Raw genomic sequence first — 14,069 nt, forward strand, 5'->3', positions numbered from 1 at the left:
GAGCGAAGCGAGGCTGCGATCTTTCCCCAGGCACATGAATCCCAAGGGAAAGATCAAAAGATCGCAGCCTTCGGCAGCTCCTACAGGGGGGCCACGGGTTCTTTGAATGAACAGCCTTACCCAGGGCTTTCGCCGACGCTCACGTTATTGTTTTCCGTGACCTGCGCACTGGCCGTCGCTAATGTCTACTTCGCCCAGCCCTTGCTCGCCTCGATGGCCGAGAGCCTGGGCGTCGCATCAGGATTGATCGGGGGGGTGGTGACGGCCACCCAGGTGGGTTACGCGCTGGGGTTGTTGTTCATCGTCCCGCTGGGGGACAGGGTCAACCGTAAACGACTGGTTTGCGCGCAATTGGTGTTGTCCGCGCTTGTGCTGGCGGCCGTCGGTGCAGCCCAGCATTGGTTGGCTTTGCTGGGTGCGATGAGCGTGATGGGATTGCTGGCGGTGGTTGTCCAAGTGCTGGTGGCCTATGCCGCCGTGCTGTCCACGCCCTCCCAACGGGGGCAGGCCGTGGGAACCGTCACCAGCGGTGTTGTCCTGGGTATTCTCCTGGCGCGGTTTACCTCTGGAGCGATTGCCGATCTGGCGGGCTGGCGCGGGGTTTATTTCGTTTCCTCGGGATTGATGCTGACCATCGCGGTAGTCTTCTGGGCAGTGGTGCCTGCCGCTGTGTCGTCACCTGACCGGCAGCCTTACCGGGCACTCATCCGGTCGCTGTTCAAGCTGTTCATGACCGAGCCGGTGCTACGGATCAGGGGGCTGCTGGCCTTGCTGATCTTTGCCGCGTTTTCGGTGTTATGGACCGCCATGGTGCTGCCGTTGAGCGCCGCGCCGCTGTCGCTTTCACACACGGCCATCGGCCTGTTTGGTCTGGCCGGCGTTGCCGGGGCCCTGGCAGCCAGAAGGGCCGGCCGGTGGGCCGATCAAGGCTCTGGACAGCGCGTTACCGGATGGTCGCTGGGGCTCCTGACGTTTTCCTGGCTGCCTATCGCGCTTACCGAGACCTCCCTGATCGCACTGGTGTGCGGCGTGGTGTTGCTCGACTTCGCAGTGCAAGCCGTGCATGTCACCAACCAGAACTTGATCTTCGCTGCACGGCCCGACGCGCAAAGTCGCATGGTCGGCGCCTATATGTGCTTCTACTCGGTGGGCAGCGCACTGGGCGCGGTGGCCGCGACTCAAGTCTATGCGCTGTGGGGCTGGACGGCGGTCAGCCTGCTAGGCGCCTTGATCAGCTTCGCCGCGTTGGCGGTGTGGGGGCTCTCGCTTCATTGCGGCCACTGCTCAAGCAGGATCGAGACGAACTTCTCCGCAGCCGGGGAGAGCGATGCGCCCCGGCGGTAGACCAGGCCCAGCGAGCGGTTTACCACCGGCTCGATCAGCGGCACGCTGACCAGCGTTGGATGATCCCCGGCCGGCATCGCCAGGCTGGGCATCGCCGACACGCCGAGGCCAGCCTCGACCAGTCCCAGCGACGTCGACAAGTGCTGCACTTCGTAAAACCACTGTGGGCGCCAGCTCAGGCCCGACAGTGCGTGGTCCAGCAGCATGCGGTTGCCGCTCAGGCGACCGACGCCGATCAGCCGATAATCACTGAGTTCCGACCAGGTAACCGCACTGCGTCCAGCCAGTTCATGATCGCGCCGGCAGGCCAGCACAAAAGGTTCGTTGACCAGGGGCACGAACTCGATGTCCGGATGCTGGCCGCTCATCATGTTGATGCCGAAGTCGGCTTCGCCGCGCAGCACCGCTTCGAGCCCTTCGTTGGCGCTGAGGTCGAGCAGGCGGATGCGGATTTTCGGGTAGCGCTCGTTATAGAGGCGAATCACCGAAGGCAGGAAATAAAAGGCCGCTGTAGGAATGCACGCCAAGGTCACCCGGCCGATCTGCCGCTCCGCCAGCTCGCGGATGTTGAGAATCGAGTCGTCGAAATCATCCAGCAGGCGCCGCGCCTTGGGCAGGAAATCACGCCCGACACTCGTCAGGCTGACCTTGCGGGTCGTGCGATCGAGCAAAGCGGTTCCCAGGCCTTCCTCGAGTTTTTTCATCCGTCGACTCAAGGCTGGTTGCGACAGATGCAGCGCGTCGGCGGCTTCGTGGAAACTGCCGAGTTCGGCGATTTTCACGAAAGATCGTATGTCCTGGAGTTCATATTCCATGTGCTACCTCACCGAGGAAGGGCAGTGCGCGATGGTAATGAGCGTAAAGCAATTCATTTGTGAAACGCAATAATCGCTCTGATCTTTGCATTGGAAACACTTTTCAAACCCTGCCACTCTTGTTTCCAGAGCATCAATTATCCAGATTGATTAACAAGAGTTAGTGAACATGCAGCGAATTCCTTGTGTGCTAATGCGCGGCGGTACGTCCAAAGGCCCGGTATTTCTCGCCTGGGATCTGCCGGTCGCCATCGCTGAACGTGATGAGCTGCTGCTCAACCTGATGGGCTCCGGCCATGAGTTGGAAATCGACGGCATCGGTGGCGGCAGTCCACAAACCAGCAAAGTAGCGATCGTCAGCCCATCGCTGCACCCTGACGCGGATGTCGATTATTTGTTCGTCCAGGTCATGGTTTCCCAGCGTCGGGTCGATACCGCCCCCAACTGCGGCAACATGCTCTGCGCGGTCGGCCCGTTCGCTATCGAGCAGGGACTGGTCAAGCCTTCCGGCAACCTGACCCGGGTGCGTATTCGCAACCTCAATACCGGGACCTTCGTGAATTCCGAAGTGCAAACGCCAGAAGGCAAAGTCCGCTATGAAGGCGACACCGCCATCGATGGCGTGCCCGGTACAGCGGCTCCGGTGCAACTGACCTTTCTCGATGCGGCGGGTAGCAAGACGGGGAAACTCTTTCCTACCGGACAACCCCAGGACCTGATCGACGGCATCCCGGTGACTTGCATCGACATGGCGATGCCGATGCTGATCGTTCAAGCCAGTCAGCTTGGCAAGCGCGGCGATGAAAGCCCTGCCGAACTGGACGCCGATAAAGCCTTCCTGCAGCGCCTGGAGTCGCTGCGCCTGAAAGCCGGCCTGGCCATGGGCTTGGGTGATGTCAGTGACAAGGTCATTCCCAAACCGGTGCTGGTGTCGCCGGCCAAGTCTGGCGGGACGGTCCAGGTGCGTTATTTCATGCCGCACAACTGTCACCGCGCGCTGGCGATCACCGGTTCCATCGGCCTGGCCACCGCATGCGTGACCGAGGGCAGTGTCGTCGCACAGTTGCTTGGCACCGTCAGTGAGCCGCGCTTGCAACAGGTTCGGATTGAGCACCCAAGCGGCGGTATCGATGTCGTACTGTCCTACACCGGTGAGAAGGGTGAGACCATTCGGGCTTCGGTAGTACGTACCGCGCGCCGGCTTTTCTCAGGTTACGTCTACGCCACGGCGTCCCAGCGGCTGGCCGGATAGCCCAGGCAGCCAGGGTCTTTTGCATCAGAACAATTCTAAAAATGGGTGATGCCATGAAAGTTGTTAAATCGCTCTACTTCCAGATCATCTGCGCTGTGCTGCTGGGCGTGGTCGTCGGGCACTTCTGGTCGCAACAGGCAATTGCCTTGAAGCCGCTGGGTGATGCCTTCATCAAGCTGATCAAGATGATGATCGCGCCGGTGGTGTTCTGCACCATTGTCACCGGCATCGCCGGCATGAGCGACAAGCGCTCGCTGGGGCGTTTGTTGAGCAAGACCATGCTGTTGTTCCTGGCGCTGACGGTGATCAGCCTGATCATCGGCCTGGTGTCGGTCTACCTGTTCAAGCCCGGCGCGGGCATGAACATCGATCCGACGCAGTTGAGCACCCAAGGACTGTCGCAGTACACCGAATCCGCCGCGAAACTGAGCGTGGTGGACTTCTTCATGCACATCATTCCCGACACCTTCATCGGCGCTTTCAATAAAGGCGAGGTGCTGCCGGTGCTGTTTATCGCAGTGCTCTGCGGTTTTGCCCTGTCGTCCCTGGGCGAGCGCGGCAAGCCTGTGCTGGAGGTCCTGGAATCAGCTTCGCACATGGTGTTCAAGATTTTCTCCTACCTGATGCGTTTCGCTCCGATCGGCGCTTTCGGGGCCTTGGCCTTCACGGTGGGGCAGTACGGGATCACGTCGCTGGGCTCGCTGGCCAAGCTGATCATGACTTTGTATATCGCCTGCGCCTTCTTCGTCTTCGTGGTGTTGGGCAGTATCTGCCGGGCTCACGGTTTCAGCCTATGGAAGCTGCTGCGTTATCTGCGTGAAGAATTCCTGGTGGTGCTGGGGACGTCCTCGACCGAACCGGTGATGCCGCGGATGTTGGAAAAACTCCAGGCCCTGGGTTGCAAGAAAGGCGTCGTGGGGCTGGTACTGCCGACCGGTTACTCGTTCAACCTCGACGGCACGGCGATCTACCTGTCGCTGGCGGCGGTCTTCATTGCCCAGGCCTGCAACATCGACCTGACGCTGACCCAGGTCATCACCATGCTGGCGATCATGCTGCTGTCGTCAAAGGGTGCCGCGGGTGTGACCGGCAGCGGGTTTGTCGCCCTGGCCTCGACCTTGACGGTCATCCACGACATTCCCCTGGCGGGCCTGGCCCTGTTGATCGGGATCGACCGGTTCATGTCCGAAGCGCGGGCGTTGACCAGCCTGGCGAGCAACGCCGTTGCGACCGTGGTGATTTCCCTTTCGGAGAATGCCTGCGACCGCGAAGTCCTGTTGCGGACCCTGGATGGCAAACCCGCCCTGACGCAGACCCAGGCAACGGACCCTGCCTGGGACGCCACGAAGGTCGCCAAACACATCTAGCCGCTCGCGGCTGACTCGACAGCAGCGCATCAGCTCACTCACTACCTGCGCCAGGCACTTTTGCGTGTTGCCTGGCGGGTTGGGGGGCGTGCGCCTGAATGTCAGCCAAGCTACTCATAACAACAAGAGAACTGACCTATGCTCGCTTTACTTGGCTTGGCCATGGTGGTGGTCTTTACCTTCCTGATAATGACCAAACGGTTGTCACCGATCGTCGCCCTGACGGTGGTGCCCATCGTCTTTGCCGTGCTCGGCGGCTTTGGCGGGACCACCGGGAAGATGATGTTGGACGGCCTGAAAATGGTCGCGCCGTCGGCGGCACTGTTGTTGTTCGCGATCCTTTTTTTCGGCCTGATGATCGACGCTGGTCTGTTCGACCCGTTGATCCGCAAGATCCTCAAGCGGGTTAATGGCGACCCGATGAAGATCGCCGTGGGCACTGCGCTGCTGTCGCTGTTGGTGGCGCTGGACGGTGACGGCACGACGACTTACATGATCACCTGTGCCGCGATGTTGCCGCTGTACAAACGCATCGGCATGAATCCGATGATCCTGGCGACTGTTTCCATGCTCTCCTTGAGCATCATGAGCGGCATGACCCCTTGGGGCGGCCCGGCAACCCGCGCGATCGCAGCATTGGGCCTGGATGCCGGGGAGTATTTCGTGCCGTTGCTGCCGACCATGATCGGTGGGGCCGCATGGGTGGTGTTCACGGCGTTCCTGTTGGGCCGTGCCGAGCGCAAGCGCATCGGCAATGTCCAACTGCAAAGCGGCGGCGGCGACTGTTATATCAACGCGATTATGGAAGACACGCCGCACAAGCGTCCGAAGCTGGCCTACGTCAACCTGTTGCTGGTGGTCGCAGTGATGGTCGCGCTGGTGATGGGGCTCATGCATTCGGCGATCCTGTTCCTGATCGGTTTCGTCCTGGCGCTGATGATCAACTATCCGCAACTGGACATTCAGAAGGAGCGCATTCTCGCCCACTCGGGCAACGCCATGACCGTGGTCCTGCTGGTGTTTGCCGCGGGCATCTTCGCCGGGATTTTCTCCGGGACGAAAATGGTCGATGCGTTGGCACAAACCCTGGTCGACTGGATTCCGCCTTCCTGGGGCCATCTGTTCCCGCTGGTAGTGGCGATTACCAGCATGCCGTTGACCTTCGTATTGTCCAACGATGCCTACTACTTCGGTGTCGTGCCGATCCTGGCCAACGCCGCGGCGGCCTATGGCATTGATCCGGTCGAAATTGCCCGGGCGTCCATTCTCGGCCAGCCGGTGCACCTGATGAGCCCGCTGGTGGCCTCGACCTTGTTGCTGGTGGGCATGGTCGACCGCGACCTGGGCGACTTCCAGAAAGCCACCGTCAAATGGGCGGTGCTCACGTCCCTGGTGATTACCGCGCTGGCCCTGCTGACCGGGGCACTGACGCTGTTTTCCTGATTCACCCGACAACCTTAGCTTCTGGCCTGACACGCCTGCGCAAGCGGGTGTGCGCTGGTTTGCACGCCAAATAACAACAACGAGTAGCTCGACATGACCACTTTGCTTACCCGCGGGGCTTTGTTTCCAATCCTTGGGCTGTTGCCCCTGGCCTCGGCCAGCGCCGAAGGTTTCATCGACGACAGCAAGCTCAAGCTGCAATTGCGCAACGTCTACTTCAACGAAAATTTCCGCGATGAGCACGGGATGAGCGCACGGGCGGCGAGGACCGCCAAGAGTGAACGCACCGAATGGGCCCAGGGCTTCCTGCTGGATTACCAGTCAGGCTTTACGCCGGGCACCATCGGCTTCGGGGTCGATGCCCTGGGCCTGCTCGGGGTCAAGCTCGACTCCGGGCGTGGCCGCAGCGGCACTAGCCTGCTACCGGTGCATGACGACGGTCGCGCCGCCGACGAGTTCGCCAGCGCAGGGATGACCGCCAAGGCCAGGCTGGCCAAGACCACGCTCAAATACGGCACGTTGCTGCCCAAGACCCCGGTGCTGGTCTACAACGATGCGCGGCTGTTGCCCCAGACTTACCAGGGCACCCAGATCAGCAGCACTGACGTCGACAACCTCACCGTCACCGGTGGCTATCTGGAGCGTTTCAAACTGCGCGATTCGAGTGACAGCATGCCTATCGTGCCCGATGGCTACGGCGGCGATAAGTCCGGTGACTTCAGCTATGCCGGTGCCGACTACAAGTTGGGCAAAAACATCCGCCTGAGCTATTTCTATGGCGAGCTGGAGAATTTCTATCGACAGAATTTTGCCGGCATCCAGCATGATCTGCCCTTGGGCGCTGGGGTATTGACCAGCGACCTGCGCTACTTCAACAGCGTCGATTCGGGTTCGGCCTACGGCGGCAAGATCGACAACGACATGCTCAGCGGATCGCTGTCCTACGCCATTGTCGGCCACACACTGAGCGCCGGCTATCAAACCCTCAGCGGCGAGGCGGGCCTGCCTTATGTCAGCGGCGCCACGGTGTACTCCTTCAGCAACGTCGGGATCGGCAAGTTCATCGAGGAAGACGAGAAGACCTGGATGCTCGGGTACGGCTACGACTTCGCTCGCCTCGGTGTGCCCGGCCTGACATTTTCCACCCGCTACCTGAGCGGCAACGACGGCAAGTCCAACACCACGGTCAAAGAGTGGGAGCGTGACGCAGAAATCGCTTACGTGGTGCAGCAGGGTACGTTCAAGGGGCTGGGGGTGAAGCTGCGCAACTACGTCTATCGCTCGGACTTTTCCCGTGGCCGTGACAGCAACCGGGTCTACTTCACCTACGATGTCGCTCTTTGGTAGGGCATGCGGTTCACTTAAGAAAAAGATGGACCTGTGGCGAGGGAGCTTGCTCCCGCTCGGCTGCGAAGCAGTCGTGAACCGGCGGGTGCAGTGTGTCTGTGTTACGCGTTCGGCAGGTTTTGGGGCCGCTTCGCGACCCAGCGGGAGCAAGCTCCCTCGCCACGGTTCTCTCGGTGGCCCCGCGCTCATCACTGTGGCCCGGTTCGATTCTTTGCGACATCATGGCGTCAATTTTCTTTGGGGCAATGCCCGTCGAGGCCGCTATGGATCGCAACCGAGACCGACGTAACAACCTTTCCCTGGATGGCCTGAATTTTTTCCTCGCGGATGTGCGTGATGGACTGGGCCCTTACCTGGCGATCTACCTGCTGGCGGTGCATCGCTGGGACCCGGCCAGCATCGGTGTGGTGATGACGGTGGCGGCGATGGCCGGCCTCGTTGCCCAGGCGCCCGCCGGCGCACTGATCGACCGGGTGCGCAGCAAACGTGCCGTGGTGGCTGTGGCTGCCTTGATGGTGACGCTGGGTTGCCTGGTGCTACCGTTCACGTCTTCCTTCGGCCTGGTGGCGCTGACCCAGGCGCTCGGCGCCGTGGCGGCGTCGGTCTTCGCGCCGGCCATTGCGGCCATCTCCCTGGGCATTACCGGCGCCCGGGCCTTTACGCGGCGCACTGGGCGCAACGAGACATTCAACCACGCGGGCAATGCCTGCGCAGCGCTGCTGGCGGGTGGGTTCGCCTGGCTGTTCGGTCCCATTGCGGTGTTCTACCTGATGGCCGCGATGGCATTGGCCAGCATCGTGGCGGTCAGCTGCGTGTCCGCCGAGGCCATCGACCATGACGTGGCCCGGGGCCTGGAGGCCGGCCAGTCGGTGCAAGGCCCGACGCCCTCGGCGCTGCGCGTGTTGCTGGATAACCGCACGCTGCTGTTGTTCGCCATCTGCTGCGGGCTGTTTCACCTGGCGAACGCGGCGATGCTCCCGCTGGTCAGCCAGAAACTCGCCCAGGCCAATGCCCACCTGGCCACGCCACTGACGTCGGCCTGTATCGTCGCGGCGCAACTGGTCATGGTGCCCATGGCGTGGCTGGTCGGCGTCAAGGCCGATGCCTGGGGACGCAAGCCGTTGTTGCTGGCCGGCTTCCTGATCCTGCCCATTCGAGGTGTGTTGTACGTGCTCTCGGATGATCCCTATTGGTTGGTGGCGGTGCAGTTGCTCGATGGGATCGGTGCCGGGTTGTTTGGCGCGCTGTTTCCCTTGGTGGTCAAGGACCTGACCCAGGGCACCGGGCGTTTCAACGTCAGCCTCGGGGTGCTGTCGACGGTGTTCGGGTTCGGCGCGGCGTTGAGTAACAGCCTGGCCGGTTTTGTGGTGCAAGGGGCTGGCTACAGCGCGGCGTTCCTGACCCTGGCGGCGATTGCTGCGTTGGCATTTGGTCTGTTGCTGGCGATGCCCGAGACTTTCATGCCCAGCCGCGCCCCACAGCCCGGCACGCTTACGGTCGCTGACGGCGGGGTCGCCTGAGCCTGCGTATCACCTATGTGTGAGCGAGCTTGCTCGCGATGGCGACCGGCAATCAGAGCCTGGGTACCGGCCGTTCCACGACACTCCAATAGGACGAGGTGTCGATGAGGCTCAAAACGCGCCCTTGGTCCATGTCCTGGTTCAGCACGCCTCGTATCAAATCACCGGCCAACCAGCTCGCCGTATTAGCTGCCAATACTCGACCTTCGGCATTGAGCAACAGCGCTTCATTGCTGACTCTCATCAGGCTGCGCACGAGCAAGGGTTCCAACGAGTGCAGGGAGATGTCGGCGGCGGCAACGCCAATGAAGCGATCATCGAAAAAAATCGGCACGGAGAAGGCAACGATGTACTGCTCGGTGCCATACAAGTCGACAAAAGGCCCGTCTATGGAGGGCTGGCGAGTCTGCTGCGGACGGGTGTACCAAGGCATGTGCAGGTAATCGTAGAAACGATCGCTGCGGCTATCGAGATTCAGCTGCAAAGGCTGGACTTGTTCGTTCTGGGTCCGGCACCACCACTGCAGGTGCATCTCGCAATCTTCCAGCTCACCAGGGGCGAAAACCACGCCAGCGCCATGAAACTTGAGACTCTCGGAGTCAAGGATCTGTCGGACGCCAGCCAACAATGGCTTGAGGTCGCGTTGATTGGGGCGCCTGGTCTTGCACCGTTGCCGTTCCCAAATGCTCGATACCTGGGCGCCCAGGTCGTTGAGACCCTTGAAGACGTTACCAATGGAAGCGTTGATCAACGTTGCGCATTGGGATAACCCATTTGCTGACATTTCGTTATCCATGGCTCTAACTCATGCCTCGGAAGGGACAGTGCGGTGTTTGCTGGCGACACGGACAGGCTGTCGGGCGGTGTTTGGAGTCAGTTGTTGAGCAAGATCTGTTCCAGTCATCAGGCATCTTGCGCCATCTGCTGCAAGCGTATGGCGGTCAAACGCCGGACGCCGCGAGCAACATGGGCTTCGGCCAGTGCCCCCGCCAGATTGGCATCGTTCGCAATGATGGCCTCCAGAATCGCCCTGTGTTCCCGCTCGATCACTTGGGGATCCGGTTGCTCATCAAATGGCAACCATAACAACTCCCCCAGTTCCGCCTGCAAGCGGGCCTCGCTGTGGGTCAGCCGTACCGACTGCGACGCCACGGCAATTTCGATGTGGAACCTGGCGTCGGCACGTCGGCGCTCCAGACGTTCTTGTGCCTTGGCCAGCGCATCGATGTAGCCACCCAGCCGCGCATGTTGCTCAGGGCCGGCGCGTTGGGCTGCCAAGCGGGCGGCGGCGCCTGAAATGGCTGCGTGCTCGTCGGCCAGGTCACGCAATTCAAGCGTGCTCATTTCACGCAATTGATCGAACAACGCCTGATCGGTGGTTTGTGGGGCGGCGCAGATAAAGCTGCCGCCGTTGCGTCCACGCCGGGTTTCGATGACCCCGCGCTCTCGCAAGGCAGCCAACGCATCGCGCAGGGTGACCGTGGCGACGCCGAGTTGGGTGGCCAGGGTACTTTCGCTGGGGAGCTGTTCACCTTCGACCAGCAACCCCAGGTCAATCATTTCAACCAGGCGGCGGGTGACGGATTCCGTTTTCCCTTCCTGACTGAGGCGTATGAGACTTGATGTAGGGCTCATGGTCGTTTCATTCATTGGCGGCGTCGTCGACGCCTGGACTCAAAAAATTCTATTTCATAGTTCAAAGGCATTTTCAGGGGCCATTGGCGCGGAATTCTAGGGGCGAAAAGGCGTTAAAGTCAAAAAAACCTGGCTTAATTTGGTTTTTCTGGGGTTCTCATGGGCTAAAAGATATGGTTCCATATGTTTAAGCAAGCCGAGATCGCATTCATCCGAACCCAGGAGCACTTCAATCATGAGTCACTTGACCCGAGCAGAATGGGAAGCCAGAGCCAAGGCGCTGGACATCGAGGGCCGTGCCTTTATCGACGGGCGATACAGGCCTGCCAGTTCAGGCGCTACCTTTGAATGCGTGAGTCCTGTGGACGGGCGATTGTTGGGCCTGGTTGCAAGTTGCGATGCCGCGGACGCCGAGCTGGCCGTGACCAGCGCCCGGGCGGCATTCGACTCCGGCGTTTGGTCGCGTCAGGCACCGGCAGTGCGCAAGGCGGTCATGCTGCGTTTTTCCGACCTCTTGCAGTCTCACGCCGAAGAGCTGGCACTGCTGGAAACGCTGGACATGGGCAAACCGATCGCCGACTCGCTGGCGGTCGACCTGCCCGGCGCCATCGATAGCATTCGCTGGTGCGGGGAGGCCATCGACAAGATCTACGATGAGGTGGCCGCGACGGCGGTAGATCAGCTCGGGCTGGTGACGCGGGAGCCGGTCGGGGTGGTCGTTGCCATCGTGCCGTGGAATTTCCCGTTGATGATGGCTTCGTGGAAATTGGGGCCGGCATTGGCGACCGGCAACTCGTTGATTCTCAAGCCTTCAGAGCGTTCGCCGCTGACGGCTATTCGTATCGCACAGATTGCCCTGGAAGCAGGGTTGCCGGTCGGTGTGCTCAATGTGCTGCCAGGCTATGGACACACGGTGGGCAAGGCCCTGGCCTTGCACGGTGACGTTGATGCGCTGGCGTTTACCGGTTCCACCCGAGTGGCCAAGCAACTTCTCGTGTATGCGGGCGAGTCGAACATGAAGCGGGTTTGGCTGGAGGCGGGGGGGAAGAGTCCGAACATTGTCTTCGCAGATGCCCCAGATCTACAGGCAGCCGCCGAAGCGGCAGCGGCCGCCATTGCTTTCAACCAGGGCGAGGTGTGCACCGCCGGTTCACGTTTGCTCGTCCAGGCTTCCATCAAGGCGCACTTCGTGCCGATGGTGGTCGAGGCTTTAAAAGGCTGGAAGCCAGGCCATCCGCTGGATCCCGACACCAATGTCGGTGCGCTGGTGGACGCGCGCCACCTGGAAGGGGTGTTGCAACACATTCGGCAAGGACAGGATCAAGGCGCCCAGTTGTTGCTGGGAGGGCGCGTGGCATTGGAGCAAACCGGCGGCAGCTACGTGGAGCCGACACTGTTCGACAATGTCAGCAACTCGATGACAATTGCCCGGGAAGAGATTTTCGGCCCGGTGCTGTCGGTGATCGAATTCGACGAAGCCGAGGATGCGGTGCGCATCGCCAACGACACGCCTTACGGGCTGGCTGCAGCCGTCTGGACGGCCAACCTGTCGCGCGCCCACACCATGGCCCGCGCACTTCGCGCCGGAAGTGTCTGGGTCAACCTGTATGACGGCGGCGACATGATGGCGCCGTTCGGTGGCTACAAGCAGTCCGGTAATGGCCGCGACAAATCCCTGCATGCCTTCGATAAATACACCGAGATCAAGGCCACCTGGATACAGCTCTGAGGCATTTCTGGTGAACCACGTTACGGGTGGAATGGTTCTGCCTGCTTGACGCTTACTCAACGAATTCCTTTTTGAAGGATGGCGCAATGAACAGCTCAATAAGCTCCACGGCAGCCGTGGACCAGGACGCGGAGCAACTCCGTGCCCTCGGGTACACCTCGAGTTTCGAACGTAGCATGAGCCTGTGGCAGAACTTTGCCCTCGGGTTCACCTACCTATCGCCGGTAGTCGGCGTCTACACATTGTTCGGCCTGTGCCTGGCAACGGGCGGGCCGCCCATGTTCTGGTCCTACCTGCTGGTGGGGTTCGGGCAAATGCTGGTGTGCCTGATTTTTTGCGAAGTGGTGTCCCAATATCCCATCTCCGGCGGTGTCTATCCGTGGGCCCGTCGCCTGGTGGGGAAAAAATGGGCCTGGATGGTCGGCTGGATCTACGCTATCTCCCTGTGCGTGACCATTGCTGCCGTAGCCCTGGGCGCCGGTCCCTACATTGCCAACCTGTTGGGTTTCGAGCCGTCGCCGATCACCAATACCTTGGTCGCGCTGGTCCTGACCGCTACTGCGACGGTGTTGAACCTGAGCGGCACCAAGCTGCTGGCGCGGGTGGCTATGTTCGGCTTTCTGTGTGAGCTGGTCGGGGCGTTGTTGATCGGCGGCTATTTGCTGATTTTTGAGCGTCACCAGTCCTTGAGCGTGTTGTTCGACACGTTCGATATCTCCATCGATGGGGAGTACTGGCCGGCCTTCCTAGCCGCATCACTGGCCGGGATGTTCCTTTACTACGGTTTTGAAGCGTGCGGCGATGTGGCCGAGGAAACGCCCAATCCCAGCCGCCAAGTCCCCAAGGCCATGCGAATGACGATCTGGATCGGCGGTGCCGCGTCGATCTTTGCCGCCCTGGCCTTGATCCTGGCCGTGCCTGATATTGCCGCCGTTGTTTCCGGCCAGGACAAGGACCCCATGGCCACGATATTCGGCGCGGCGTTCGGTCCGGTCATGTCGCGGGTGGTCATGGCGGTGATCACGGTTTCGTTCGTTTCCTGTGTGCTGAGCTTGCAGGCATCCGCCAGCCGCTTGTTGTATGCCTACGCCCGAGACGAGATGCTCATGGGCAGTGGCGTGCTGAAGAAAATCTCCCCGGCCACCCATGTGCCGACCGCCGCCCTGATGGTCTGCGGGGTGCTGCCGGCGATCATCGTGTGTGTCGGTTTCTATCTTCAGAACGCCATCGCGCTGGTGGTGAGTTTTGCCGCCATCGGTATCTACCTGGCATTCCAGATGATCGTCGGGGGTGTGATGTACGCCCGTCTCCGGGGCTGGACACCCAATGGCCAGTTCACCTTGGGACGTTGGGGCTGGCCGGTGAACATCGCTGCGCTCTGCTATGGCTTGTTCGCCATCGTCAATATGTCCTGGCCGCGTATGCCAGACGCGCCGTGGTATGTGAACTACGGCATCATGTTGGTTGGCGCCATCGTGATCTTCGTCGGCCTCGTCTACATGGTCCTGTTTCGCCCCTACGAGAAAGGTACCGCCCCGGCTTCCGATGCCTGGAAAAAAACCTAAGCGACATGACGGCCTGCCGCCGGGCGCGGCAGGCAAATCCTCTGATGAGAAA

General features: G+C 61.0%; 11 protein-coding genes. 8 read left to right on the forward strand and 3 right to left on the reverse strand.

Annotated features, from left to right (window positions below; all coding sequences use genetic code 11):
• Positions 1–102: 102 nt before the first annotated feature.
• A complete protein-coding gene (locus tag QMK47_RS12440; RefSeq protein ID WP_320390286.1) occupies positions 103–1,344 on the forward strand; it encodes an MFS transporter in 1,242 nt (413 codons plus the stop codon).
• On the opposite strand, the gene QMK47_RS12445 is transcribed toward QMK47_RS12440, so the two are convergent.
• The gene (locus tag QMK47_RS12445; protein WP_024777250.1) at positions 1,269–2,159 is read right to left on the reverse strand and encodes a LysR family transcriptional regulator; all 891 of its coding nucleotides are present in this window, start codon (positions 2,157–2,159) and stop codon (positions 1,269–1,271) included. The two genes, QMK47_RS12440 and QMK47_RS12445, sit on opposite strands and share 76 nt — an antisense overlap.
• Before the next feature lie 169 nt (positions 2,160–2,328).
• Here QMK47_RS12445 and QMK47_RS12450 point away from each other — a divergent pair, with 169 nt between their 5' ends.
• The 5 genes from QMK47_RS12450 to QMK47_RS12470 all read left to right on the forward strand — a co-directional run bounded on the left by QMK47_RS12450 (position 2,329) and on the right by QMK47_RS12470 (position 9,088).
• Entirely contained in the window at positions 2,329–3,411 is a 1,083-nt protein-coding gene (locus tag QMK47_RS12450; RefSeq protein ID WP_253473720.1) for a 4-oxalomesaconate tautomerase, read from the forward strand.
• Positions 3,412–3,452: 41 nt separating this feature from the next.
• Positions 3,453–4,778 (forward strand): dicarboxylate/amino acid:cation symporter, encoded by a 1,326-nt coding sequence (locus QMK47_RS12455; protein ID WP_320390287.1) that lies wholly within the window; start codon positions 3,453–3,455, stop codon positions 4,776–4,778.
• 138 nt (positions 4,779–4,916) lie between these two features.
• Positions 4,917–6,221 (forward strand): citrate:proton symporter, encoded by a 1,305-nt coding sequence (locus QMK47_RS12460; protein WP_320390288.1) that lies wholly within the window; start codon positions 4,917–4,919, stop codon positions 6,219–6,221.
• A gap of 93 nt (positions 6,222–6,314) precedes the next feature.
• Positions 6,315–7,568 carry an OprD family porin gene (locus tag QMK47_RS12465; RefSeq protein WP_320390289.1) on the forward strand — a complete coding sequence of 418 codons (1,254 nt, stop codon included), beginning with the start codon at positions 6,315–6,317 and terminating at the stop codon, positions 7,566–7,568.
• A 263-nt stretch (positions 7,569–7,831) separates the two neighbouring features.
• Positions 7,832–9,088 (forward strand): MFS transporter, encoded by a 1,257-nt coding sequence (locus QMK47_RS12470; RefSeq protein ID WP_320390290.1) that lies wholly within the window; start codon positions 7,832–7,834, stop codon positions 9,086–9,088.
• Between the two features lie 52 nt (positions 9,089–9,140).
• Here the strand turns inward: QMK47_RS12470 and QMK47_RS12475 are convergent, their stop codons facing one another.
• Positions 9,141–9,884 carry a cache domain-containing protein gene (locus QMK47_RS12475; RefSeq protein ID WP_013693025.1) on the reverse strand — a complete coding sequence of 248 codons (744 nt, stop codon included), beginning with the start codon at positions 9,882–9,884 and terminating at the stop codon, positions 9,141–9,143.
• 107 nt (positions 9,885–9,991) lie between these two features.
• Positions 9,992–10,723, reverse strand: a complete 732-nt coding sequence (locus tag QMK47_RS12480; protein ID WP_013693026.1) for a FadR/GntR family transcriptional regulator — start codon at positions 10,721–10,723, stop codon at positions 9,992–9,994.
• Between the two features lie 235 nt (positions 10,724–10,958).
• On the opposite strand from QMK47_RS12480, the gene QMK47_RS12485 reads away from it, so the two are divergent.
• Positions 10,959–12,452 (forward strand): aldehyde dehydrogenase, encoded by a 1,494-nt coding sequence (locus tag QMK47_RS12485; protein ID WP_320390291.1) that lies wholly within the window; start codon positions 10,959–10,961, stop codon positions 12,450–12,452.
• A gap of 86 nt (positions 12,453–12,538) precedes the next feature.
• Complete coding sequence (locus QMK47_RS12490) at positions 12,539–14,017, forward strand: APC family permease (protein WP_320390292.1); 1,479 nt, start codon at positions 12,539–12,541, stop codon at positions 14,015–14,017.
• Positions 14,018–14,069 lie beyond the last annotated feature (52 nt).

It is taken from the genome of Pseudomonas sp. P9_35, from assembly GCF_034008205.1.
Taxonomy (GTDB): domain Bacteria; phylum Pseudomonadota; class Gammaproteobacteria; order Pseudomonadales; family Pseudomonadaceae; genus Aquipseudomonas; species Aquipseudomonas kilonensis.